At 70.8% G+C, this 24,645-nt stretch carries 20 protein-coding genes; 15 read left to right on the forward strand and 5 right to left on the reverse strand.

What is annotated here, in order from left to right; translation table 11 throughout:
* Window positions 1–12: 12 nt before the first annotated feature.
* Window positions 13–864, forward strand: coding sequence for a hypothetical protein (locus EDD27_RS54535; protein WP_164903771.1), 852 nt, complete (start codon window positions 13–15; stop codon window positions 862–864).
* Here EDD27_RS54535 and EDD27_RS24320 read toward each other — a convergent pair.
* Window positions 861–1,748 carry a MurR/RpiR family transcriptional regulator gene (locus EDD27_RS24320; protein ID WP_241564225.1) on the reverse strand — a complete coding sequence of 296 codons (888 nt, stop codon included), beginning with the start codon at window positions 1,746–1,748 and terminating at the stop codon, window positions 861–863. The two genes, EDD27_RS54535 and EDD27_RS24320, sit on opposite strands and share 4 nt — an antisense overlap.
* A gap of 78 nt (window positions 1,749–1,826) precedes the next feature.
* On the opposite strand from EDD27_RS24320, the gene EDD27_RS24325 reads away from it, so the two are divergent.
* The 7 genes from EDD27_RS24325 to EDD27_RS54540 are packed head-to-tail and all read left to right on the forward strand — an operon-like array spanning window position 1,827 to window position 9,184.
* Window positions 1,827–3,368: an ABC transporter substrate-binding protein gene (locus tag EDD27_RS24325; RefSeq protein WP_127934428.1), complete on the forward strand. Its 1,542-nt coding sequence runs from the start codon at window positions 1,827–1,829 to the stop codon at window positions 3,366–3,368.
* A complete protein-coding gene (locus EDD27_RS24330) occupies window positions 3,368–4,336 on the forward strand; it encodes an ABC transporter permease (RefSeq protein WP_127934429.1) in 969 nt (322 codons plus the stop codon). The genes EDD27_RS24325 and EDD27_RS24330 overlap by 1 nt, the downstream gene beginning before the upstream one ends.
* Window positions 4,333–5,163, forward strand: a complete 831-nt coding sequence (locus EDD27_RS24335; RefSeq protein ID WP_127934430.1) for an ABC transporter permease — start codon at window positions 4,333–4,335, stop codon at window positions 5,161–5,163. Before EDD27_RS24330 ends, EDD27_RS24335 begins: the two co-directional genes overlap by 4 nt.
* On the forward strand, window positions 5,160–6,329 hold the full coding sequence (locus tag EDD27_RS24340; RefSeq protein ID WP_127934431.1) for an anhydro-N-acetylmuramic acid kinase: 1,170 nt from the start codon (window positions 5,160–5,162) through the stop codon (window positions 6,327–6,329). Before EDD27_RS24335 ends, EDD27_RS24340 begins: the two co-directional genes overlap by 4 nt.
* 37 nt (window positions 6,330–6,366) lie before the next feature.
* The gene (locus tag EDD27_RS24345; protein ID WP_127934432.1) at window positions 6,367–7,416 is read left to right on the forward strand and encodes a serine hydrolase domain-containing protein; all 1,050 of its coding nucleotides are present in this window, start codon (window positions 6,367–6,369) and stop codon (window positions 7,414–7,416) included.
* The gene (locus EDD27_RS24350; RefSeq protein ID WP_127934433.1) at window positions 7,413–9,014 is read left to right on the forward strand and encodes an ABC transporter ATP-binding protein; all 1,602 of its coding nucleotides are present in this window, start codon (window positions 7,413–7,415) and stop codon (window positions 9,012–9,014) included. Before EDD27_RS24345 ends, EDD27_RS24350 begins: the two co-directional genes overlap by 4 nt.
* Window positions 9,011–9,184, forward strand: a complete 174-nt coding sequence (locus EDD27_RS54540) for a hypothetical protein (RefSeq protein ID WP_164903772.1) — start codon at window positions 9,011–9,013, stop codon at window positions 9,182–9,184. The genes EDD27_RS24350 and EDD27_RS54540 overlap by 4 nt, the downstream gene beginning before the upstream one ends.
* 32 nt (window positions 9,185–9,216) lie before the next feature.
* On the opposite strand, the gene EDD27_RS24355 is transcribed toward EDD27_RS54540, so the two are convergent.
* Window positions 9,217–12,939, reverse strand: coding sequence for a S8 family peptidase (locus EDD27_RS24355; RefSeq protein WP_241564226.1), 3,723 nt, complete (start codon window positions 12,937–12,939; stop codon window positions 9,217–9,219).
* A 228-nt stretch (window positions 12,940–13,167) separates the two neighbouring features.
* On the opposite strand from EDD27_RS24355, the gene EDD27_RS24360 reads away from it, so the two are divergent.
* Window positions 13,168–16,170 (forward strand): alpha-mannosidase, encoded by a 3,003-nt coding sequence (locus tag EDD27_RS24360; RefSeq protein WP_127934434.1) that lies wholly within the window; start codon window positions 13,168–13,170, stop codon window positions 16,168–16,170.
* Here the strand turns inward: EDD27_RS24360 and EDD27_RS24365 are convergent.
* A complete protein-coding gene (locus EDD27_RS24365; protein ID WP_127934435.1) occupies window positions 16,151–17,326 on the reverse strand; it encodes an ROK family transcriptional regulator in 1,176 nt (391 codons plus the stop codon). The two genes, EDD27_RS24360 and EDD27_RS24365, sit on opposite strands and share 20 nt — an antisense overlap.
* A gap of 85 nt (window positions 17,327–17,411) precedes the next feature.
* Here EDD27_RS24365 and EDD27_RS24370 point away from each other — a divergent pair, with 85 nt between their 5' ends.
* The 5 genes from EDD27_RS24370 (at window position 17,412) to EDD27_RS58870 (ending at window position 22,065) form a co-directional block, all read left to right on the forward strand.
* Complete coding sequence (locus EDD27_RS24370) at window positions 17,412–18,767, forward strand: extracellular solute-binding protein (protein ID WP_127934436.1); 1,356 nt, start codon at window positions 17,412–17,414, stop codon at window positions 18,765–18,767.
* A complete protein-coding gene (locus EDD27_RS24375) occupies window positions 18,764–19,681 on the forward strand; it encodes a carbohydrate ABC transporter permease (protein ID WP_127934437.1) in 918 nt (305 codons plus the stop codon). Before EDD27_RS24370 ends, EDD27_RS24375 begins: the two co-directional genes overlap by 4 nt.
* Entirely contained in the window at window positions 19,678–20,499 is an 822-nt protein-coding gene (locus tag EDD27_RS24380; protein WP_127934438.1) for a carbohydrate ABC transporter permease, read from the forward strand. Before EDD27_RS24375 ends, EDD27_RS24380 begins: the two co-directional genes overlap by 4 nt.
* Window positions 20,500–20,712: 213 nt before the next feature.
* Window positions 20,713–21,588: an LLM class flavin-dependent oxidoreductase gene (locus tag EDD27_RS24385; RefSeq protein ID WP_164903773.1), complete on the forward strand. Its 876-nt coding sequence runs from the start codon at window positions 20,713–20,715 to the stop codon at window positions 21,586–21,588.
* A 42-nt stretch (window positions 21,589–21,630) separates the two neighbouring features.
* Window positions 21,631–22,065 (forward strand): VOC family protein, encoded by a 435-nt coding sequence (locus EDD27_RS58870; protein ID WP_206641631.1) that lies wholly within the window; start codon window positions 21,631–21,633, stop codon window positions 22,063–22,065.
* Between the two features lie 16 nt (window positions 22,066–22,081).
* Here EDD27_RS58870 and EDD27_RS24400 read toward each other — a convergent pair whose 3' ends face one another.
* Both EDD27_RS24400 and EDD27_RS24405 read right to left on the reverse strand, forming a co-directional pair.
* On the reverse strand, window positions 22,082–22,831 hold the full coding sequence (locus tag EDD27_RS24400) for a tRNA(His) guanylyltransferase Thg1 family protein (RefSeq protein ID WP_127934440.1): 750 nt from the start codon (window positions 22,829–22,831) through the stop codon (window positions 22,082–22,084).
* A complete protein-coding gene (locus EDD27_RS24405; RefSeq protein ID WP_127934441.1) occupies window positions 22,828–23,292 on the reverse strand; it encodes an ATP-binding protein in 465 nt (154 codons plus the stop codon). The genes EDD27_RS24400 and EDD27_RS24405 overlap by 4 nt, the downstream gene beginning before the upstream one ends.
* 83 nt (window positions 23,293–23,375) lie before the next feature.
* On the opposite strand from EDD27_RS24405, the gene EDD27_RS24410 reads away from it, so the two are divergent.
* Complete coding sequence (locus tag EDD27_RS24410) at window positions 23,376–24,281, forward strand: hypothetical protein (RefSeq protein ID WP_127934442.1); 906 nt, start codon at window positions 23,376–23,378, stop codon at window positions 24,279–24,281.
* Window positions 24,282–24,645: the final 364 nt, after the last annotated feature.

The following is a 24,645-nucleotide window of genomic DNA, read 5'->3' on the forward strand; positions in this document are numbered from 1 at the left end:
ATAGGAGGAGCCATGCGCACGCTCAAGCAAGCGATGCACTTTTCTCTACTCAGTGGCCTCATGGTCGGGGCGCTCGCCGCGCTCCCCGGCACGAGCCACGCGGCCGCCGGGACCTCGAGCGCCTCGGTCCGCGTCGTCACCGGCGGCTTCCTGCAGCTCGTCTACACAGGCTCGGCCGACGCCAACAATGTGCTGATCACCCTCGAGTCCGGCACCAACGTGTTACGGGTGAACGACTCGGTGACCATCACCCCAGGACCCGGTTGTGCCTCGGCCCCGAACGACTCCAAGACGGTGCGCTGCTCGGTCGGCATCAGCAGGATCGCCGCCCGGCTGGGCGCCGGCGCCGACGCCTTCACCACCCTCGTGCCGTTGAAGGGCACCGTCGAGGGCGACGGCCAGAACGACACCTTCCGCCCCAGCCGCAGCGTGGGCCCCGGCGCCTCGAACACCGAGATCATGTACGTCGGTGGTGACGGCGAGGACACCGCGACCTACGCCGGGGTCCCGGCCACCGGGCCGACGGGCAACACGGGCGTGCACGTGAGCCTGGACTCCGCCGCCAACGACGGCCGTGACAGCGACGGCGTCCGACCGGCCGACAAGGACAACATCCAGGTCGAGAACCTCATCGGCAGCTCCTTCGGCGACCGGTTGTCCGGCGACGGCGGGCGCAACAAGATCACCGCGGGGAACGGGCGTGACACCGTCTCGGCCGGTGGCGGCGACGACGTCGTCAACGTCCAGGACCAGGCGCAGGAGAACTCCGTGAGCTGCGGCGAGGGCACCGGCGATCTGGCCCTCGCCGACCGGTTTGGCGACACGGTCAACGTCGACTGCGAGACGGTGCAGCACGGCGCCTAGGCCCGTTTGACCACGCGGCCGTGCACGACCGCGTACGTGGCGCGCAGCGCCTCCATCGACTCGTCGTAGGAGGCCTGCGCGACCCCCGTGAACAGGCAGTCCACCACCATGAGCTGCGCGATGCGACTGCCCAGCGCACCGGAGCGGAACTTGGTCTCCCGCGCGGCCGTCGTGAGCGTCACGTCGGCCGCCCCGGCCAGCGGCGAGTCGCGGAAGTTCGTGATCGCGACGGTCGCGGCCCCGGACCCTCGGGCGATCGAGAGGAACTCGACGGTGTCCACCGTGGCGCCGGAGTGCGAGACCGCCACCGCCACGCACGTCCCGTCCAGCGTGGCCGCCGACGTCCAGGCCGCATGCGCGTCGTGCCAGTTGATCGCGGTACGCCCGATCCTGGACAACTTCTGCTGCAGGTCGAGCCCGACGAGCGCGCTCGCGCCCACGCCGAAGGTGTCGATCCTGCGGGCCGCCCCCAGCAGCGCCACCGCCTCGGCCAAGGCCGCCATGTCCAGCGAGCGGGCGGTGTCGGCGATGGACAGCGTCTCGTTCATCGCCACCTTGGAGACGATGCCCTCCAGACTGTCGTGGCGGTCGATGTCGCCGGATGCCTCCGGCAGGCTCGACGTGGCGAGTTCCTCCCTGGCCACCGCCCTCGTCAGGTCGATCCTGAAATCCTTGTACCGGGCGTACCCCATGCGCCGGTAGAAGCGCACCACCGAGGTGGTGGAGGTGCCGCAGCGGGCGGCCAGGTCGGCGATGGACAGGTTCGCCGCCGCGGCCGGCGCCGCGACGAACGCCTCCGCGATGCGCCGTTCGGACGGCCGCAGGGCGGGCATGGCCGCGCGGATACGGATCAACAAGCTGCCGTCGTCCTCGGCCATGGTCATCCACCCAACGAAAGAAAAGAAAATACCCTGGTGGTAAGGTCTGCGTAATTTTATGACCTACTGCCCCGAGGAGGCCACATGCCCCGTGGCGCGTTCTCCGCAGTCGCCCTCACGGCGGCGCTGTCCATCGCCCTCACCAGCTGCTCGTCCTCCTCCGGGCCCGCCACCGGCACCGGCACGGCCGCCGCCAAGGGGCTCGTGGTCGGGGTCACGTCAGACCCGGACACGCTCTTCCCGTGGAAGGCCACCCAGTTCCAGGCCGTCAACGTGCTGCAGAACCTGTACGGAACGCTCACGGAGTTCGACAAGGACCTCAACGTGGTGCCCGGGCTGGCGGAGTCGTGGGAGACCGCCGAGGACGGCAAGACGCTCACGCTCAAGCTCCGCCAGGGCGTCACCTTCGCCGACGGCAGCACGTTCGACTCCAAGGACGTCAAGTCGTCCCTCGACAAGATCATGGATGAGGCCACGGCGGCGGTGGCCAGGGCGTCGCTGTCATCGGTGACGTCGGTCGAGGCGCCCGACCCGGCCACGGTGGTGCTGAACCTGACGGGCCCCGACGCCGCGCTGCCCGCCAACCTGGCCACGGTCAACATGGCGATGCTCTCCTCCGACGACACCGAGGAGAAGCTCAACACCGCCCCCAACGGCACCGGGCCGTTCACGTTGAGCAAGCGCGTGCCCAGCCAGTCGATCACCCTGGCCAGGAACGACAAGTACTGGGGTGGCGAGAAGCCGAAGGTTCCCACGGTCGAGTTCCGGGTCATCCCCGACGAGTCGTCCATCGTCTCGGCCATGCAGTCGGGCAACGTGCAGCTGGCGGTCTTCAACGACCCACTGGTGGCGCAGACCGCCGAGGGCGGCGGCACGATCACGGTCACCAAGACGCCGCAGCTCAACTACCACGTGCTGCAGCTCAACGCGCGCAACGGCGACCTGAAGGACGTCAACGTGCGCCTGGCCATCCAGTGCGCGATCGACCGGCAGCAGGTGCTCAGCACGGCCGCGCTCGGCGAGGGCGAGGTGACGGGTCCGATCACGGCCACCGCGTTCAAGTCGGACCCGAACAAGCGCCCCTGCCCCAACCGCGACCTCACCAAGGCCGCCGAATACCTGAGCAAGGCCGGCAAGTCCGGCGGGGTGACCGTCAAGACCATCGTCTCCCAGGGCGAGTACGCGACCTCCGTCAACGAGGCCCAGAACCTCAAGGCCCAGCTCGCCGAGGCCAAGATCAACCTTGAGCTGGAGGTGCTGGAGTCGGGCGCGTTCGTGGACCGGTGGGTGGCCGCCGACTTCGACGCCGCCGTCGCGCTGAACGGCGGCCGCCCCGACCCCGACGGCTCCTACGGCCGCTACTTCACCAGCAAGGGCAACCTCAACAAGGTCGCCGGCTACAGCTCCCCCGAGCTCGACAAGCTCTTCGCCGAGGGCAAGGCCACCACCGACCAGGCCGCCCGCAAGGCGATCTACGACCGGGTCGCCGCCCACCTGGAGGAGAACGCGGCCTGGATCTGGCTGTTCTCCGGTTACACCTACACCGCCACGACCGCGGGCGTGCAGGGCTTCACGCCGATGGCCAACGGCTCGCTGCAGTACCTGCGCACCACGTCCGCATCCTGATGCGTGCTCTCCTGCGCAACCGCGTCGTCCGGCGGGTGGCGGGCACGCTCGGCACTCTCTTCGGGGTGGCCGTGTTCGTGTTCGTCATGCTCCGGGCGATCCCCGGCGACCAGATCACGGCAGGGCTCGGCACCGAGGCCGCGGCGCTCACCCCCGCCCAGCGGGCGGCGCTCGAGCGTTACTACGGGCTCGACCAGCCGCTGGTCACGCAGTTCTTCTCGTGGCTGGGCAACATGCTCACGGGGAACTTCGGCTACTCGGCACGTAACCAGCAGAGCGTGCTCGACCTGACGTTGCAGTCGCTGCCGGTGACGTTCGAGCTGGCGGTGCTGTCAATCGTGCTGGCGCTGCTGATCGGGGTGCCGCTCGGCATGGTGTCGGCGTCGAAGGCCGGCGCCCCGCGCGACGCCGTCGGGCAGGCGGTGAGCCTGGCGGGCCTGTCGATCCCGGCGTTCCTGCTGGCCACCACGCTGCTGTCGATCTTCGCGGCGTCGTTCCGGTTCAACCCCAACGGACAGGGCTTCGCGACGCTGCTGGAGGATCCGCTGCTCAACCTGCAGCAGATGGTGCTGCCCGCGCTCGTGCTCGGCTTCGGGATCGCGGCGCCGATCCTGCGCACCACGCGGGCGGCGGTGCTGGAGGTGCGCTCGCACGACTTCGTGCGCACCGCCCGCGCCAAGGGCGTGCCGGAGCGGCGGCTGCAGGTCAGGCACGTGCTCGGGAACGCGCTGGTGCCGATCGTGACGATGACCGGGCTGCAGTTCGGCTACCTGCTCGGCGGCGCGGTCGTGGTCGAGCAGATCTTCTCCGTGCCGGGCATCGGGCGGCAGGTGCTGCTGGGCATCCAGCAGAAGGAGTACGCGGTGGTGCAGAGCACGGTGCTGGTGATCGCGCTGGCGTTCGTGCTGGTCAATCTGCTGACCGACGTGCTCTACCGGATCATCGACCCGCGGGTGAGGGCGTCGTGACGGCCTTGCGCAGGAGTCCCGCCGCGCTGGCGGGCTCGGTCGTCCTCGTGATACTGGCCGGGGTGGCGGCGCTGGCGTACTTCGGGCTGCTGCCGTACGACCCGATCGCGCAGAACCCGCCGGCGCGGTTCCAGCCGCCGTCGGGCGGGCATCTGTTCGGCACCGACCAGTTCGGCAGGGACGTGTTCTCGCGGGTGGCGGCCGGGGTGGGCAACTCGGCGCTCATCGCGGTCGTGGCGGTGGCGTTCGCGACCGTGATCGGCACGCTCGGCGGGCTCGTGTCGGGCTTCTACCGCGGCTGGGCCGACGGGGCGATCGGCGGGGTGACGAACGTGTTGTTCGCGTTCCCGCCGCTGCTGCTCGCGCTGTCGCTGGCGGCGGTGCTGGACCGCAACTGGTTCACGATCGCCGTGGCGATCGCCATCGTGTACGTGCCCATCTTCATCCGCGTCACCCGCGGCCCCGTGTTGTCGCTCAGAGAGATCGAGTACGTGAAGGCGGCGGTCGCGACCGGTCAGAGCCGCTGGCAGATCATGCTGCGGCACGTGCTGCCGAACATCACCTCGATCATCGTGGTCCAGGTGGCGTTGTCGCTGTCGTGGGCGGTGCTGACGGAGGCGTCGCTGAGCTTCCTGGGGCTCGGCACGCCGCCGCCCGCCCCGTCGCTCGGGTCGATGATCTTCGAGGCGCGCAGCCTGGTGTTCGTGGCCCCGTGGACGCTGGTCGCGCCGGGCGTGGTCGTGGTGCTGCTCGTGGTAGGGCTGAATCTGCTGGGCGACGGCCTGCGCGACACTCTCGACCCGCGTAACCGAGGAAGGCGCTCATGAGGGTTCTGGGGATGATCTCCGGCACGTCGCACGACGGGATCGACGTGGCCGTCGTCGACTTCTCGCGTACCGGCGAGGTGCTGGAGGGCCGGGTGGGGCACACGGCGAGCACGCCGTACCCGGAGGAGCTGCGGGCGCGGCTGATCGCGGCGCTGCCTCCGGCGCCGACGACGCTGGCGGAGGTGTGCGTGCTGGACACGCTCATCGGGCAGAGGTTCGCCGCGGCCGCCGCCGAGGCGATCGCCCGGGGCGGTCCCGTCGATCTGATCGTGTCGCACGGTCAGACGGTGTTCCACTGGGTGGAGGGGGCGCACGCGCGGGGCACGCTGCAGATCGGGCAGCCCGCGTGGATCGCCGAGCGGACCGGTGTTCCCGTGCTGTCGGACGTGCGCGTCCGCGACATCACGGCGGGCGGGCACGGGGCGCCGCTGGTGTCGGTGCTGGACGGGCTGCTGCTGGGCGGGCACGCGGGCGGCGCCGCGGCGCTCAACCTGGGCGGCATCGCCAACATGACCGTCGTGCGCGAGGGCGCGTTGTCCGCCTACGACATCGGTCCGGCGAACGCGCTGATCGACGCGGTGGTGACGAGCCGGAGGCTGAACGAGCGGGGGTTCGACGAGGACGGCGCGATCGCGGCGTCGGGGCGCGTCGACAGCCGGCTGCTGGAGGTCCTGCTCGACGAGCCCTACTACCGGCTGCCCGCCCCGAAGAGCACCGGCAAGGAGCTGTTCCACCTGGAGTACGTGGAGACGGCCCTGGCCAGGGCCGGTCTGCGCGGCACGGTTGGCGACGCGGATCTGGTGGCGACGCTGACGGAGCTGACCGTGCGCACCGTCGCCGACGACGTGCGTGCCGCCGGCGTCAGCGCCCTGGTCGTCTCGGGCGGCGGATGCCGCAACCCCGTCATCATGCGCGGGCTGCGCGCGGCCCTGCCCGGCGTGGAGGTGGCGCCGTCCGACGCGTACGGCGCGCCCGCCGACGACAAGGAGGCCATCGCGTTCGCCCTGATCGGCTGGCTGACCGCGCACGGCCTGCCCGGCACGGTGCCCGGAGGGACGGGCGCGAGCGCCGCCCGCATCCTCGGCACGCTCACGCCCGGCGCGGGCCCGCTCGTCCTGCCCGCCCCCATGACGGAGCCACCGCGCTCCCTGGTGCTGACCCGATGAGCCCGCACCGCACCGCACCACGCCGCGGGAGGCCCGCGTGAGCCGGCCGCCCGTCGACCCGCCCGCGGGCCTGATCATGGCCGCGCGCACACCCTGGTTCGACCTGACCGAGTGCTCCGGCCACCGGACCGTGCGCTGGGAGGGCGGCGAGCGCTGGGGCGAGGCGCCCATGACCTTGGACACCTACCACGACCTGGCCTCGGTCACGAAGATCGTGGCGACCACGACGGCGCTCATGCGCCTGGTGTCGGAGCGGCTGGTGGACCTGGACGCGCCGCTGAGCGCGTACCTGCCGCGGTCCTACGAGGCGATCACGGTGCGGGACCTGCTCCTGCACCGGGGCGGGTTGTGGGAGTGGTGGCCGCTCTACATCCAGGCGCAGCTGCCACCACCGCGTTACCGGCCCGGCCGCGCGCGGCACTACTCCGACCTCGGCTTCATCCTGCTCGGCCGGATCGTCACGGCCGCGACCGGGCTGCGCCTGGACCGGGCGGTGGCCGAGCTGGTCACGAGGCCGCTGGGGCTCACCCAAACCACGTACGCCCGCCCCACGGGCACCGAGGTCGCCATGAGCGCCCTGGACGACCGGGTCGAGATGACCATGCTCGACACGGGAAGGCCGTACCCGGTCCCCTACCGCAGCTCCGACTTCACACGGTGGCGGCGCGAGCCCGTGCTCGGCCAGGTGGCCGACGGCAACGCCTACCACTCCCTCGACGGGGTCGCCGGGCACGCCGGGCTCTTCTCGACCGTGCCCGACCTGCTCAAATACTGCACCGCGCTGTCCCGGTACGAGGAGCACGACCGGCTGTGGCGGCCCGAGGTCGCCCGGGAGTTCTTCGCCCCGGGCCCGGACCCCGAGCAGGCGCTCGGCTTCCGCCGCCACGCCCTCGACCTGGGGGACGAGACGGTCACCGTGCTCGGCCACCCCGGCTACGTCGGCTGCGCCATCGGCTTCGTGCCCGGCCGGGACGTCGCCCTCGTCGTGGCGAGCAACCGCCTGCTCGTCGCGGGCGTACCGACGCCGACCGAGGACCTCTGGCACGGCCTGCTGCAGGCCACCACGCAACGATCGAGGACCGCATGACCCCGCTCCTGGAGATCCGCGACCTGTCGGTCGCCTTCCGCACCCGCAAGCAGGACGTCACCGTCGTCAAGAACGTCTCCATGGAGGTCATGCCGGGCCAGACCGTCGCGGTGGTCGGCGAGTCCGGGTCCGGCAAGTCCACCACGGCCGCAGCGGTCAACCGGTTGCTGCCGGACAACGGCCGCATCACCGCCGGCCGGGTCGTGTTCGAGGGGCGCGACCTGGCGAGGGCCAGTGAGCGGGAGATGACCGCGATCCGCGGCGCCGGCATCGGCCTGGTCCCGCAGGACCCCATGTCCAACCTCAACCCGCTCATGCGCATCGGCGACCAGATCGCCGAGGCCCTCGAGGTGCACGGCGTCGCCGCCGGGAAGGCGGCGCGGGCCCGCGTGCTGGAACTCCTGGACATGGTCGGCATCCCCGACCCGGCCCGGCGGATCGGGCAGTACCCGCACGAGTTCTCCGGCGGCATGCGGCAGCGGGCGCTCATCGCCATGGGGCTGGCCTGCCGGCCGCGGCTGCTCATCGCCGACGAGCCGACCTCGGCGCTGGACGTGACCGTGCAGCGGCGCATCCTCGACCAGCTCGCGCAGCTCACCGCCGAGATGGGCACGGCCGTGTTCCTCATCACGCATGATCTGGCGCTGGCGGCCGAGCGGGCCGACGTCGTGGCCGTCATGTACCAGGGCGAGATCGTCGAGACGGGGCCGGCGGCGCGGATCCTGGCCGAGCCGGAGCACGACTACACCAGGCGGCTGCTGCGGGCCGTGCCGAGCCTGTCGTCGGTGCGGGTGGCCCGGCCCGAGACGCCCGCGGAGGACCTGGTGGTGGTCGACGGCCTGCGCAAGGTGTTCCCGATCAGGGGCACGGGTGAGGAGCTGACCGCGGTGGACGCCGTCTCCTTCACCATCCCGCGGGGCCGTACCGTGTCGATCGTGGGCGAGTCGGGCTCCGGCAAGTCGACGACCGCGAACCTGCTGCTCGGCCTGGACGACGCCACCGCGGGCAGCATCCGCTTCGACGGCACGGACCTGGCCGGGCTCGGACGGCGCGAGCTGTTCGCGTTCCGCCGGCGGGTGCAGCCGGTGTTCCAGAACCCGTACGCCTCGCTCGACCCCCGCTACACCGTGGAGAAGTCGATCACCGAGCCGCTGCGCGTGCACGGCGTCGGCACGGCGGCCGAACGCCGCAAGAGCGCCGCCGACCTGCTGGAGAAGGTGTCGTTGCCGGCCTCGCTGAGCGATCGGCTGCCGCACGAGCTCTCCGGCGGCCAGCGCCAGCGCGTGGCCATCGCGCGGGCGCTGGCGCTGTCGCCGGAGCTGGTGGTGCTCGACGAGGCCGTCTCGGCCCTCGATGTGATCGTCCAGGCGCAGATCCTGGAGCTGCTCGCCGAGCTGCAGCGGGAGCTCGGGCTGAGCTACCTGTTCATCAGCCACGACCTGGCCGTGGTGCGGATGATCTCCGATGCGGTGCACGTGATGCGCGGCGGGCGGATCGTGGAGAGCGGCACGACCGACCAGATCTTCGACCGTCCGGCCGACGACTACACCCGGGAGCTGCTGGCCGCGATCCCGGGCCGGCCAGAGGCGGACATGTGAAGATCCTCCTGGTACAGCCCCCGCACTGGTCGCCCGACGGCCACGCCGACTTCGACACGATCGAACGGCTCGTCAGCGGCCGATCCGGCGATGTGATGCTGCTGCCCGAGCTGGCGGGCGCCCGTCTGGACGCCTTCCGCGCCGACCGCTCGGAGCGCGGCTTCCGGTAGGGCTCACCCGGGCGGCGGCGCCCGAGCGCGCCTCAGCGTACGGCGTAGGCGCGGATCACCTCCTGCGTCAGCGTGTTGCCCGCGACGTCGGTGGCGGTGAGCCGCAGCGAGACGAACCCTGAGGGTGACCGGTCGAGCGTCGTCTCGTAGCTCCGGTCGCCCTTGTCGCGCAGGCGGGCCGGCTTCCAGGTGGCGCCCTCGTCGTACGACGCCTCCAGCGCGACGCTCTTGATCGCGCTGGGCTCCGCGCCCTCCTGGTGGTGGAGCCGCACGCCGAGCCGGCGGGAGGCGGCCCGGTTCGTCAGGTCCACCGGCGCGTCGAACGTGGCCAGCAGCAGCGGGATCACCGTGGTCTGCGCGGCCCGTTCCGAGGCGAACGTCCAGACGCTCTTGGTCCGGGTGGACATCCTGGCCCACTCGGCCTCGTTGGCCACCTCGAACTCGATCCGGTACGCGGATCGCCCGGCCGGCAGCGCCGCCGTGCCCGAGGGCAGGTGGTTCGTCTGCACCAGCAGCGTGTCGTCCCGGTAGAGCCGGAAGTCGGTCTTCAGGCCCCGTTCGTACGAGCTGGTGTACGCCTCACCGTAGTTGCCGCCCGCGTCCACGAAGCCCTGCATCGAGATCCGCAACCGGTCGCCTTCCCGGCGCAGCGGGTTGCGCGGGTTGACACCGGGCAGCAGCGGCTGCTTGAACACCGTGCGGCTCACCCGCTCCCCCGCCTGGAAAGGGCGGAAGTCGGGTGAGGACACCGCGATGCGCGGCGTGTCCGGGTGCGGCCACATGTTGTTGTAGGGCCGCTCCGGGCTGATCGCCGACGAGCTCCACCGCACCTCGGGGTCCGGGGTGACGTAGTCCACCCGGGTACGCGGCACCTGGGCCATGGGGTGGTTGGTGGAGATCGACAGGGTGTCCCACGGCTCGAAGGCGAACCTGGCCTCGTTCACGGTCACGTCGTCGGCGAGCTGGCTGTGGTAGCCGGTCTCGATCCTGGCCAGCGAGCGGGCGCGGATCACGTACGCGAGCGAGTCGCGCACCCGGCCCTTCTCGCGCAGGACGAGGTCGTACACGTACGGGCTGGCCACGACGCCCTTGGCCAGGACCGGCACCGGCATGCGGCGCAGCCGGTCGACCAGCGCCAGGCCCTCCTCGTGGGTGAGCCGGACGGTCGGGACGGCGAGCTTGACCTTGTTGCCGCCGGTGGTGACGTCGGCGCCGGTCCGGTCGCTGTAGACCGCCACCATCGCGGCCCCGGCGGCCGCGGCCGCGTTGGCCTGGGCGGAGACCGGCACGCCGTCCGTGCGGCGGATGACGGCCAGCTTGCCGCGCAGGTCGCGGGTCTGGATCTGCTCGGCGCCGCCCCGCCCGGCGTCCACCGCCATGAGCAGCCGGGTGCCGTCCAGGCGCGGATATTCGGTGGAGAAGTCGCTGAACTGGACCGGGTCCACGTATTGCGGGTCCAGTTCGAGCCCGGGGGCGGTGAGGGCGATCTCTGGGGCTTTCAGCCGCCAGCGGGTGGCGACGGCGAAGACGCCCTTGGTGACCTTCCTGGTGGGCTGGACGAACAACCGCTCCTCGATGTGCGCGCCGGGCGAGATGGTGGTGCCGCCGCGCAGCACGGCGCCTTGCTCGCCGGCGCGGTACCACATGAGCGCGGCGGCCGCGCCGGTGTTCCGCTTGGTCTTGTGGTCGGGGGTGTCGATCTCGACCTCGACGGCCTTGCGGGCGTCCAGCACGATCTCGGTGTCCTCGGTGATCTCCATTTCCGGGTCGCCGAGGAGGCTCTCGTTGAGCGGCTTGCCGGGTGCGGTGCTGTCCTGGCCGGCCGGCATGGTGAAGACGTGGCCGAGCACGGAGTAGGTGCCGGGCTTGACCAGCAGGCAGGTGCCGGTGCCGTACTTCTGGTCGGTGCACGGTAGCGCCGGGTTGCCGGGCAGCACGCGGCCGACCAGGGTGCCCTCGTCGAGGTTGAGCACGGTGAAGCCGCCGCGTGCGGTGCGGCCGTCCCTGGCGATGCCGCGTACCCGCAGCTCGACGCGCCGGTCCTCGACGACGCCCGTCAGCAGGGTGCGCACAGGCTGCCCGCCCGCGACGGCGGCCGTCAGCTCCTGGCGCAGGGGGCCCGGCTCGCCGGCCGCGAAGGTGACCGTGGCCTCGGCCGTCGCCGACGGCGGCACGGTGAGCTTCGAGGGCTCGACCGTGAACGCCGGGCCGCTGGTCAGGGCCAGCTCGGCAGGCTCCTGGCCGAGGTTGCGGTAAGTCACCGTGATGCTCTTCCGCTCGCCCGTCGTGAGGCGGCCGAAGTGGGCCGAGCCGAGCGAGGCCACGACCGAGCCCTTGAGCGCGGCGGCCACGTCGATGCGGCCCGAGCCCTGCGCGTCCACCGGAATGTCGTTGCCGGGCGTGGCAGAGGCCATGAGCAGGGATTTCAGCTCGCCGCCCGTGATCCCTGGGCGGGCCTGGCGCAGCAGCGCGGCCGCGCCCGCGGCGTGCGGGGCCGCCATCGAGGTGCCCGACATCGCGACGTGGCCGCCACCGGGCCTGGCCGCGGTGATCTCCACGCCGGGCGCGGTGACGTCCGGCTTGACGGCCTGGTCGGCGGCGACCGGGCCGCGGCTGGAGAAGCCGGCCAGCCGGTCATCCCGGTCCACCGCGCCGACCGTCAGCGCCTCGGGGGCGTCGCCCGGGGTGCCCACACACCGGTCGCAACCGTCGTTGCCGGCCGCCACGACGAACAGGGTGCCGTGCTGCTTCGTCAGCTGCGCGAGCGCGTCGGTGAGCGGGCCGCCCGGCTCGCGGGCGCCGAGGCTCATGTTGACGACCTGGGCACGCTGCTCGCCGGCCGCCCACTCCATGCCGTCGATGATCCAGGACGACAGGCCGTGGCCGGTGGCGTCCAGCACGCGGCCGCTGACCAGCCGGGCGCCGGGCGCGACGCCCTTCGCGCCGGCGACCGTGGCGGCGACGTGGGTGCCGTGGCCGTGGGGGTCGCCCGTGACGGCTCCGCCGGCGAAGTCGCGCCGGTCGGCGACCCGGCCCGCGAGGTCGGGGTGTTCGGCGTCCACGCCGGTGTCCAGCACGGCCACGGTGGTGCCCGCGCCGTCGTACCCGGCGGCCCACGCCACGGGGGCGCCGATCTGCGGAACGCTCTGCTCCAGCACCGGCTCGACCTTGCGGTCCAGCCAGATCTTCGACACGCCGCCCAGCGGTCCCGCGGCCCGCGCCCGCGGCGAGGTGAGCTGGGCGCCCAGCTTGGAGGCGTCCGCCGCGGCCACCGTCACGGCGGCTCCGCCGATGCTCTCCAGCGTCCGGACGTGCTTCACGGCCGGGATCGCGGCCTTGGTCGCGTTCCCCGCGTAGTCCAGGATCAGCGGGATGTCGGCGCCGTAGTCCTGCCCGGCCAGCTCTGTCACGTTGAACAACGCGCTGTCGAGCCGCTCCGGCACCAGGGCGGCGACGTCGTCGGGGATGACGCTCACCGCGCCGTCCGCCTCCAGCACCTGGAACGACGGCACCGAGCCGTCGGCGCGCGGCGCCGGGGTGACCGTCACCGTGCTGCGCTCACCGTCCACGGCGCGCACCCGCACCCGATCACCGGTGATCAGCGTGATCTCATCGCCCGTGGCCGTGAAGGTGACAGGCGGAGCCGCCGACGCGTGCGCGCCTGGAGCCGAGAGCGACCCAGCGCACATGACGAGGACCCACGCCACCGCGGCCTTCCGCCGCCATCGCCCCGCTCGCTGCAACCCACGCGGCATGGAGGACCTCCAGAGATTCGGTAAGCACGACTACCGAATTCCTAGTCATCCTGATCAGCCGTTGTCCATGAGGCTGGTGTGGCTAGATCCCGACTTGTCGTAAACTCGCCAGCAAACCCGGACAGGGCCGAAGCAACCAGGGCGCTGACCAGGCAGGGCGTTGCCCGAGCCGACGGGGTTGTTTACCGTGCTAAAGGCTGCTTTGTCACCTTTCTTGGGGGTCCCCTGATGCATGACGACCGCACCCTGGTCGAGGCCCGACTGAAGCGCGTGCTGGACGAACGCATCCGTCCGGCCGTGTACCCCGAGTCCGTGCCGCTGGAGGTGTCGGTCTGGCACGCGCCCGGCGAGCCGGTGCCGGTCGCGGAGGGGCTGGCGGCCACGCCGGAGCCGATCGCGGCCGGCACGGCGTGGGGCGCGCCCTGGGGCACGAGCTGGTTCACGGTCGCCGGCACGGTGCCGCACGAGTGGGCGGGCCGTACCGTGGAGGCCCTGCTCGACCTGGGCTTCGACGAGACCATGCCGGGCTTCCAGTGCGAGGGCCTCGTCTACCGCCCCGACGGCTCCCCGGTGAAGGGCCTCAATCCCCGCAACCACTGGGTACGCGTCGGATCCCCGGTCGAAGGCGGCGAGCAGGTGCGCCTGCACATCGAGGCCGCCTCCAATCCGGTCATCCTCTGCCACCCCCGCTTCCAGCCGACCCACCTGGGCGACAAGGAGACCGCCGGCAGCGACCCCCTGTACACGCTGGCCCGCATGGACCTGGCCGTCTTCGACGAGACGGTGTGGCAGCTCGTGCTGGACCTGGAGGTCGCCGGCGAGCTGATGGCGGAGCTGCCGGTCGAGTCCGCCCGCCGCTGGGAGCTGCTGCGGGCCGTGGAGCGCGCACTCGACGCGGTCGACCTGCAGGACGTCAACGGCACGGCGCAGGCCGCCCGCGACCGGCTGGCCAAGGTGCTGTCGGCGCCGGCCGTGCCGTCGGCGCACCGGATCAGCGCGGTCGGGCACGCGCACATCGACTCGGCCTGGTTGTGGCCGCTGCGCGAGACCGTGCGCAAGGTGGCCCGCACGGCCGCGAACATGACCGCCCTGCTGGAGGACGACCCCGACTTCGTGTTCGCGATGTCGCAGGCGCAGCAGTGGGCGTGGATCAAGGAGCACCGGCCCGAGGTGTGGGCGAAGGTGACCAAGGCGGTGGCCACCGGCAGGTTCGTCCCGTCCGGCGGCATGTGGGTGGAGTCCGACACGAACATGCCCGGCTCGGAGGCGATGGCCAGGCAGTTCGTGCACGGCAAACGTTTCTTCATCGACGAGTTCGGCGTCGACAACGAGGAGGTGTGGCTGCCGGACACGTTCGGCTTCGCCGCCGGGCTGCCGCAGATCATCAAGGCGGCGGGGTCGAAGCGGCTGCTCACACAGAAGATCTCGTGGAGCCAGACGAACACGTTCCCGCACCACACGTTCCTGTGGGAGGGCATCGACGGGACGCGGATCTTCACGCACTTCCCGCCGGTGGACACCTACAACTGCTCGATGCAGGGCCGCGAGCTCGCGCACGCGGCCCGCAACTTCAAGGACAAGGGCGTGGCGCGGCACTCGCTCGCGCCGACCGGCTGGGGTGACGGAGGCGGCGGCACGACCCGCGAGATGGTCGCCAAGGCCGCCCGGGTGCGCGATCTGGAGGGCTCGCCCACGGTCACGTGGGAGACGCCTGCCGATTTCTTCGCCAAGGCGGAGGCCGAGTACGCCCATCCGCCGGTCTGGGTCGGCGAGCTCTACCTGGAGCTGCACCGCGCCACGCTCACCAGTCAGGCCAAGACCAAGCAGGGCAACCGGCGCAGCGAGATGCTGCTGCGGGAGGCCGAACTGTGGGCGACGACGGCGGCCGTGCGGGCGGGGGCGCCGTACCCGTACGCGCAGCTCGACCGGATCTGGAAGACGGTGCTGCTGCACCAGTTCCACGACATCCTGCCCGGCTCGTCGATCGCGTGGGTGCACCGGGAGGCGAGGAGGACGTACGAGGAGGTGGCCCGGGAGCTGAACGCCCTCATCGACTCCGCGCAGCGCATTCTGGCCGGGAGCCCGGGCGACGGCACGCTGCTGTTCAACGCCGCCCCGCACGCCCGCCACGGGGTCCCGGCCGGCGGCGCCGGGCGCCCGAGTCCCACGTACGCCTCCCGTGCCCGGGTCCGCGACGGGGGCGGCTACGTCCTGGAGAACGACCTGCTCAGGGTGGAGATCGACGGCCGGGGCCTGGTCGTGTCGGCCTACGACCGCTCCGCCGGCCGGGAGACGGTCGCGCCCGGCCGGGCGGCCAACCTGCTGCAGCTGCACCCCGACTTCCCCAACAAGTGGGACGCGTGGGACGTGGACGAGTTCTACCGCAACACGGTCACCGACCTGGTGGACTGCGACGAGGTGAGCCTGGACGGCGAGACGGTCCGCGTCCGGCGCTCCTTCGGCAGATCCCGCGTGACGCAGCTGCTCACGCTGGCCGGCGGGCGGCTCGACATCGTCACGGAGGTCGACTGGCACGAGACGGAGAAGTTCCTGAAGCTGGCGTTCCCGCTGGACGTGCACGCCGACCGTTACGCCTCCGAGAGCCAGTACGGCCACACGTTCCGCCCTACCCACACCAACACGAGCTGGGAGGCCGCCAAGTTCGAGGCGTGCAACCACCGCTTCGTGCACGTGGAGGAGCCCGGCTGGGGAGTCGCGCTGGTCAACGACTCCACCTACGGCCACGACGTCACCCGTACGGTCGAAGAGCACGGCACGGCGACGACCGTCCGCGTGTCCCTGCTGCGGGCTCCGCGTTTCCCCGACCCGGAGACCGACCAGGGCGTGCACACGTTCCGGCACGCGCTGGTGCCCGGCGCGGCGATCGGCGACGCGGTCCGCGAGGGATGGTTCGTCAACCTGCCCGAACGCCTGGTGCCGGGCGGCGCGGAGGTGGAGCCGCTGGTCACGGTGGACGACGACGCGGTCGTGGTGACGGCGGTCAAGCTGGCCGACGACGAGAGCGGCGACGTGGTCGTCCGGTTCCACGAGTCCCGGGGCGGCCGCGCCCGCGCCACGCTGACGGCGGCCTTCCCGTTCGCCGACGTGGTGGCCACCGACCTGCTCGAACGCCCGCTGCCGGGAGAGCCGCGCCGTGACGGGAACGCGGTGTCCCTGACGCTGCGCCCGTTCGAGCTGGTCACCCTGCGTTTCAGCCGCTCAGCAGGGTAGTCCCGAGCCGCGGCGCGTACGTCGCGTGGAAGACCAGGGAGGCCGCGCCGATCGCGGCGGCGTCGGCCGCGATCGGCGAGGTCTCCACGCGCACCGCGTGCAGCCGCCGGGCCAATGCCCGGCTCGCCACGGCCCGCGCGATCACCTCGCGGTAGATCTCGCCCACCTCCCTGAGCGCGGGCCCGCCGAGCACGAGCAGGTCGATGTCCAGCATGTTCACCACGCTCACGGCGGCGTCGGCGAGCCGGCGCGCCACGTGCTCGATCACCTGCCGCGCCGCGGGGTTCCCTCGGGCGGCCGCCGCGCAGATGACGTCATGGGAGATATTTCCGCCCATGGCCGCCTCGATGGCGCTCGGGCAGCACACCGCCTCCACGCAGCCCCGATTGCCGCAATAGCACGCGGGCCCGTCCGGCTCGACCGTGATGTGCCCGAACTCGGCGGCGTTCATCGACCGCCCCCGATACACCTGGTTGTCCAGGAAGATCCCGCCGCCGATGCCGGTCCCCAGATACAGGTAGGCGAAGCTGGGCGTGGTCCGCGCGATCCCGGCCCACCGCTCCCCGATCGCCGCCGCGGTCGCGTCGTTGTCCACGGTCACCGGGAACCGCGTGTGCTCGCACAGCAGTTGCTTGATCGGCGCCTGCTCCCATCCCGGCAGCCGCGGCGGCGACACCATCACGCCGTCCGCGTCCAGCGGGCCGGGGCAGGCCAGCCCCACGCCCAGCACCTTCCCGTCCGGCACCCCCGCCTCGCGCAGGATCCGCCGCGCCGCCCTGGCCATCTGCCGGATGACCGCCTCCGGCTTGAGCCCCGGCCGCACGGCCAGGTGCGAGCGGGCCACCGGCCGCCCCGCCAGGTCGGCGAGCACGCACGAGATCTCCTTCGGATCGAAGTGCACGCCGACCGCGTACCCGGCGCCCGGATCGACGCGCAGGATCGTCCTCGGCTTGCCACCGCTGGACGGCGCCGAGCCGTCCTCGACGACCAGGCCCTCCTCCAGCAACCTGCGCACGATCACGGAGACGGTCTGCGCGGTGAGCCGGGTGCGGGCGGCGATCTGCACCCGGCTGATGCCGTCGGACGCCTGGATCGCCTCGAGCACCACGGCGCGGTTGTAGCTGCCGATCTTGGGCAGGTTCGTGCCCAGCTGCATGTCAACATGTCAGCACAAACTCTTGACTAAGTAAATCAAAAAGATTTACCTTCACGTCAACCCAAGGCAACAAGGGGAGGCCGTGATGAAACGTCCGCTGGCCGGTTCCCTCCTGCTGCTCGCAGTCGTCGCCGGCTGCGGCGCCGACCCCGCGCAGGACACCTCCGGCAGCAAGGAACTCGAAGTCCTCTACAGAGTCGAGCCGACGTGGCCGCATCTGGAAAAGATGCTCACCGGCGCGAAGAAGCAGTACGAAGCCACCCACCCCGGCGTCACGGTCAAGCTGACCGCCGTCCAGGGCACCAACGAGGCGTACTACACCAAACTGGCCCTGCTCAACCGCTCCCCCGACTCGGCGCCCGACGTCTACTACCACGACACGTTCCAGGTCAACGCGGACGTCGCGGCGGGCAAGCTGGCCCCGCTCGACGACTACCTGGCCAAATGGCCCGACTGGAGCAGCCAGTTCCCCGACTCGGTCAAGCAGGCGGCCATGGGCGGTGACGGCAAGGTCTACGGCGTTCCGATCAGCACGGACACGCGCGGCCTCTGGTACCAGAAGGACGTCTTCACCAAGGCCGGCCTGCCGGTCCCGTGGGAGCCGAAGACCTGGAACGACGTGCTGACCGCGGCCCGTACGATCAAGCAGAAGGTCCCCGGCGTCGTCCCCTTCGCCATGTACTCCACGAAGATCCACGGCGAGGCGTCGACCATGCAGGGCTTCGAGATGCTCCTGTACGGCACCCCCGGCGGCACCCTCTACGACGAGACGCAGAAGAAGTGGGTGGCCGGCGGCAAGAACTTCACCGACGCCCTGACCTTCGTCAACACCATCTACCGCGAGGAGCTCGGCCCCAAGCAGGCCGACGCGCACAACGCCAAGCTCGGGGACAAGATCACGTTGGAGTGGTTCCCCACCGCAAAGCTCGGCATCTCCCTGGACGGCGCCTGGGCCTCCTCGGCCTGGAAGGCGACCGGCACGAAGCCGTGGCCGGAGTGGACGGAGAAGATGGGCTGGACGCCCATGCCGACGCAGAACGGCGAGCCGCCGGGCGCGGTGAGCATGTCGGGCGGCTGGGTGATCGCGATGAGCGCCTACGCGAAGAACAAGCAGGAGGCGTTCGACTTCATCACCGTGGCCACCAGCAAGGAGAACTCGACGGTGTACTCGGTCGGCACCGGCGACCTGACCGCCCGCAAGGACGTGGCCGCCGACCCGAAGTACAGCGAGGGCAACCCCAGCATCAAGTTCTGGACCGACCTGGCCTCGGTCACCCACTACCGGCCCGCCTTCGAGGAGTACCCGAAGGTGTCCACCGAGATCCAGAAGGCCATGGAGGCGGTCACCACCGGAGCGCAGACCCCTGAGGAGGCGGCCGCCGCGTACGTCAAGGGGCTGCCTGCCGCCGTGGGAGGCCCCGACAAGGTCCTGGCCCGATGACGGTCGCCACCGCGCCGCAGTCCCCGCCCGTGACGAGCCCGCCCCAGCGCGGCCCGGCACGGCGCGGGGTCCTGCGCTGGCTCCTCCCCCTCGGCCCCGCCCTGCTCATCCTCGCCGTGTTCCTGGCCGGGCCCATCCTGTGGAGCGTCTACATCGCCTTCACCAACGAGACGCTCACCGGCTCGGCCTCGGTGAACTCGCAATTCGTGGGCGTGGCCAACTTCGTCAAGCTCTTCGGCGACCCGACGTTCCTCAACTCGTTCTTCCTGACGTTCGTCTTCGTCATCGGCTCGGCCGTCATCGGCCAGAACACCCTGGGCCTGATCATCGCCCTCCTTCAGCGCGGCCGCGGCCGGGTGACCCGCAGCGTGGTCAACGGCGTCGTGATCGCCGCCTGGGTGGTGCCGGAGGTCGTGGCGGCGGCGTGCTGGTTCTCGTTCCTGGCCGAGGAGGGCACGCTCAACACGGTGCTCGGCATCCAGCAGGAATGGCTCTACACGGCGCCGATGGTCGCGGTCATCCTGGCCAACATCTGGCGCGGCACGGCGTTCTCGATGCTGGTGTACTCGGCGGCGCTCTCGGAGGTGCCCGCCGACCTGGTGGAGGCCGCGGCGGTGGACGGCGCCGGGCCCGGCCGCCGCCTCCTGCACATCACCCTGCCCCTGATCCGCCGCTCCATCATGGCGAACCTCATGCTGATCACCCTGCAGACCCTGGCCAGCTTCGGCCTCATCTACGCCCTCACCGGCGGCGGCCCGGGGACGGCCAGCCAGACGACGCCGCTGTACATGTACGAGCAGGCGTTCCGCTACTTCGAGATCGGCTACGGCTCCGCGATCGCCCTCGTCATGCTGGTGATCGGGGCGTTGTTCTCGCTGATCTACCTGCGTTTGATCAAGGTGGAGGACGCATGACGCGGCTGGCCGCGAGGGTCGCGGCGGGGCTGGCCCTGCTGATCATCACCCTGGCCTTCCTGGGCCCGTTCCTGTGGGTGCTGATCGCCTCCGTCCAGCCGGACGCCACCCTCTCCGCGGCCCCCACGCTCACCTTCTCCCTGGACAACTTCGAAGCCGTCCTGACCTGGGAGACGATCATCCTTCCGCTGATCAACTCGATCGTCATCTCGGGCTCGACGTCGATCCTGACCGTCCTGGTGTCGGGTCTGGCGGCGTATCCGCTGTCGCGCTACCAGCTGCGCTACCGCCGCCATTTCATGCTGACCCTGCTGTTCACCACCGGACTGCCGGTGACCGCGATCCTGGTGCCGGTCTACGCGATGTTCTTCCGCTTCAACCTCTACGGCTCGGTCCCGGCGATGGTGTTGTTCCTGACGGCGAGCTCGTTGCCGTTCTCGATCTGGATGATGAAGAACTTCATGGACGGGGTGCCGGTGAACCTGGAGGAGGCGGCCTGGGTGGACGGGGCCGGCTGGGTGCGCTCCCTGACGGCCGTCGTCGGCCCGCTGATGGCGCCCGGCATCGCCGTGGTGGCGATCTTCGTCTTCGTCGGGCAGTGGGGCAACTTCTTCGCCCCGTTCGTCCTGCTGGACACGCCGGAGAAGCAGCCGGCCGCGGTCACCGTCTTCACGTTCTTCTCCGAGTACGGCCAGGTCGCGTACGGCCAGCTGGCCGCCTTCTCCATCCTCTACACGGCCCCGGCGGTGGTCCTGTACGTGGCGGTCAACAAGTATCTGGCCGGTTCGTTCAACTTCGCGGGCTCGGTGAAGGGCTGACCCCGGTCACGGCCCCGGTCTCGTCGGTCACGTACCGGCCTTTCGACAGGACGATCGCGGTGTCGCTGTCGGGCAGCGCCAGCCCTGCCTGCCCGAGCTCATCCTTGCGCCACAGCAGCTGTCGATACTCCCGCGGTCCTAGACCGAAGGGCCGAAGCCGACCGCGGCCACGGCCCCATGCCCGGCGCGGGCCGTCTGCCTACCGTGAGAACCATGAGCGAACGAAGAAGCCTGTACGGCGTGGCGTTGCCGGCCTCGCCCCGGCACTTCGGCCGGCTCGTCGAGTCGGCCCGGCTGGCCGAGGAACTCGGCGCCGACCTGGTCACGGTGTCGGACCACCCGTACCTCCCATCGGAACTGGAAACCTTCACCTTGCTGGCGCTGCTGGTGGGCCGGACGGAGCGCGTGCTGGTGGCGCCGAACGTCGCCCCGCTGACGTTGCGGCCACCGGCCATGCTGGCCAAGAGCGCCTCCACGCTGCAGTTCGTCAGCGGCGGCCGGTTCGTGCTGGGGCTCGGCGTCGGCGGCCCGTACGAGCTGACGCCCGGCTTCGGCGGTGCGTGGCCCGGCATCGGCCAGGCCATCAGCGCGCTCGACGAGGCCATCCCGCTGATCCGGCGGCTGTGGGGACCTGAGTCCATCGATCACGACGGCACGTACTTCCGGCTCAAGCAGGCCAACGCCGGCCCCGCGCCCGAGCCGGACGTGCCGATCTGGGTGGGCTCGTTCAAGCCGAGAATGCTGGCCGTGACCGGCCGCCACGCCGACGGCTGGCTGCCCACGAACGCCTACCTGGACCTGGCCGAGGTGCCTGAGCTGCACCGCCGCATCGACGAGGCGGCGCAGGCGGCCGGCCGCGACCCGGGCCGCATCAGGCGGGTCTTCAACGTGATGGGCACGATCTCCGACCGCGTGCCGGAGCGTAACGACCGGCTGCTCAACGGCTCGGCCCGGCACTGGGTGACCGCGCTGCGGGACTACCGCGACCGGCTCGGATTCGACTCGTTCGTGTTCTGGCCGGTGCAGGGGGACGTGCGCGAGCAGATCCGGCTGTTCTTCGAGCAGGTCCATCCGCACGTGGGCAGGTAGTCCTCACTTAACGGCGATAGTTGAAAGGCGTACGGTTGACGCATGGTCGCGACTCCGGACCCGGTGCACTGGCGCGGCGTGCACCATCTCGCCCTGGTGACCGCGGACATGGACGCCACCGTGCGGTTCTGGCACGGTGTGCTCGGCGCCCGTGCCCGCGAACGGCAGCTGGAGATCGAGCGCCGTTTCGGCCTGGAGACCGTGGTCGGCTACGATCCGCGACGGCTGGCTGCACACGGGCGATCTGGTGACGGCCAATCCCGACGGCACCTACACGTTCGTCGCCCGCAAGAAGGAGGTCATCCGCCGCGGAGGCGAGAACCTCTCGCCGCTGGAGGTCGAGGAGACCCTGCGAGCCCATCCCGACGTGCTCGAATGCGCGGTGATCGGGGAGCCCTGCCGCGCACATCCACCGCTCGCGTGGCCAAGCACCTGCTCCCGGACGGGCATTCGCCGAAGGAGCACGACCTGGGCTGAGCCGCCAGGACGATGGTCAGCCGGTGACCAGCCGCTCCACGAGCCGCCGGTAGTCCACCTTCATGGGCAGCTCCCACTCCACGTGCACCCGCCGCCGCTGGGTGACCACGTCCACGTCGCGGACCGGGTCGTGCCCCTGATGGTCGAACGTCTCCCACCACAAGCCGATGCCGCGGCGCTGCCAGGCAGGCAGCTCGTTGTAGTTGACGCCGTGCTGGAACAGCAGTTCGTTCTTGTCGGCGACCGTGGTGTGCTCGAGCAGCCTGCCGGCCTGCCGCGCCGTCCTGCCGTCCTTGCGCAACGTCCAGTAGCACCAGCCGTTCAGTGCACATCTGGCGGCGTCGGCCTGCCGCCACGACATGTAGTCCACGACGTCCTCCACCGTCGTGCCCAGCCAGATCCGGCTGTCGAAATGCACCGGCTCGCCCGCCGCGTGCGTGAAGGCCGCCGACGCCACACCCGCCGAGATCGACACCAGCTTTTCCGCCTCCCGCCCGAACTGGTCAAAGGAGGGAGGCAGCACCAGGGAGATCTCATCGCTCTGCGTATAGGCGTAACACCCCTGGAACTCCTCCAGCAGGCTCCGCGCCGCAACTGCCATCAACTCACGGAACCGCAGGTCAAAAGGCTTCTCGAAGCGGTGTTCCGTATAGCCGGAGAAGGCGCGCCCATCCACCCGCAGGATCGCCCACGCACCGGGCAGCAGTTTCAGCGAGTGAAACCACTCCCGAGCCCGCATCCCCGCCTCCAGCCGGTCGGCCTTCATCCCTCTTCCTTCCGTACGACAAAGCCGCCGCGCCCGTCGAATTCCACCACGGAGACCTCATCGAACCCGTCGGCCACCCGGGGCCGCCGCATACGCCTGAGCGTCGCGAAAACGCCCACCTCCGGCACTCGTGCCCGGCCGAGCCGTTCCGCGTTGCGCTGGAGGGATTCCGTCAGGTTCGGCGAGAACCAGTAGGCCACCACCCGCGCCCCGTGCTCCCGCCCGGTCACGATCAACGGCCGCCATTCCTCGGGCGAAGGATTGGTGTTGTCGACCGCCACGTTCCGGTCCTCCTCCAGCGCCTCGCGGATCAACCGGAGCTGGCGGCGCTGCCGGTGCCGCGCGTTGGGGAAATCGTCCTTGCTCACATGCTCATGGGTAGAGGCCAGGCATCGCCGGTAGAAGGTGGATTTGCCGGAAGCCTGCAGGCCGATGAGAACGGCCACTTCCCGATCGGTCATCCCCCCACAGTAAGGGTCACGCGCACCACCCTCGGACGGGCTTGCAGCCCCGCGCCGCCGCGCTCAGCTCGTACCGTGTCACCGTGAACGTCTTAGGGATCGATGTCGAGAGCTCGCTGGTTCAACGCTGGGCTCGCTGGCTGGCGCCCGCTTGTCAGCCGTTCTTCCTGACCGCCGGCGAGGTGGTGGAGCTGGGGCTCACGCCTGATCGCCCGCAACGCGCTCTGTCCGCCGAGCTGCGCGACACCTACGAGGTGTGGAATCTCCCCAAAGGATCAGACGTCGTATGGCTGGACGGACCTGCCTTTCACGCGCTGCCGCGCCCTGTGCGTGCCGAGCTCGTCCGAGCGCAGCTGAGACACGGGCGCGGAGCGGTGCCCGCCATCAGCGGTTGGGCGGACGTCATCGATGCCCAGGTGCTGCGCGAGCAGGCTGATGGGCATCACTTCGTCTGGTGGCCGGCTCTGGTGGAACCGCGTGCCGAGGCCGTCCTCGAGCGCATCCTCCTCGACGACGGTCACCTCCCCTGCCGGCGCACCTCGGTGCCGGTTGACGTCTGGCGTGCCGCCGCCTCCACGCTGCCGCACGCCAGAGCGCTCAGCGGAACCTTCGCCAACGGAAGCGGCGCAAACTGCTTCGGCACCGTCATGGCCGCGGCCGGCGTCCAGGAAGCCGCCGAGACCTGGATGCTTCAGGAGCCCTTCGAAGCATGGCTGGCCGCCAACTGCACCGAAGGAGGTCGTGACGACCTCCCGGGAACCGTGCTGGTATGGCGCGCCGGCGATCGGACCGGCCAGCACGCCGCGGTCACCCTGGGTGGCGGCTGGGGTCTGCACAAACCATCGCAATCATGGGCCACCCCTCGTCAAGTGCTCACGGTGCACGACCTCATCCGCACCGCTCCACCGGGAGTCACCCTTCATCGGTACTCCTTGCGTGACCTGCCGGCCCTCACCCTGACAGGTCACAAAGCCGCAGGTCGGCGCTAGATCCGGAAAAAGAACAGGTCCCGGCGACATGCCGCATCTGACTGGTACAACGGTCATTTCCGATCCCCGTGGGCCGTCTGCCGCAGCGCTGGGCCGCCGCAGGGCCGCGTCGATGGTCTTCCTCATCCGCTGCTCGGAGCTCGGCAGGATCGAGGCGTAGTCCTCCACCGCAGAGACGCCGCCGCCATCTTGCCCGGCATTGCCATGGGGCCTGGTGGGTCTGCTGACCCTGTCGTTCATCGCATCACTGGACTGATTAGCTGATCAGGCAGACAGGCACCTTGCGTAGAGATGCGGTTACCACCCTTGGATCTCGATGTGGGCGTGGTAGCCGCCAGGAACCGGGGTGCCGGCGCTTCCTGAG

The organism is Nonomuraea polychroma (assembly GCF_004011505.1).
Classification (GTDB): domain Bacteria; phylum Actinomycetota; class Actinomycetes; order Streptosporangiales; family Streptosporangiaceae; genus Nonomuraea; species Nonomuraea polychroma.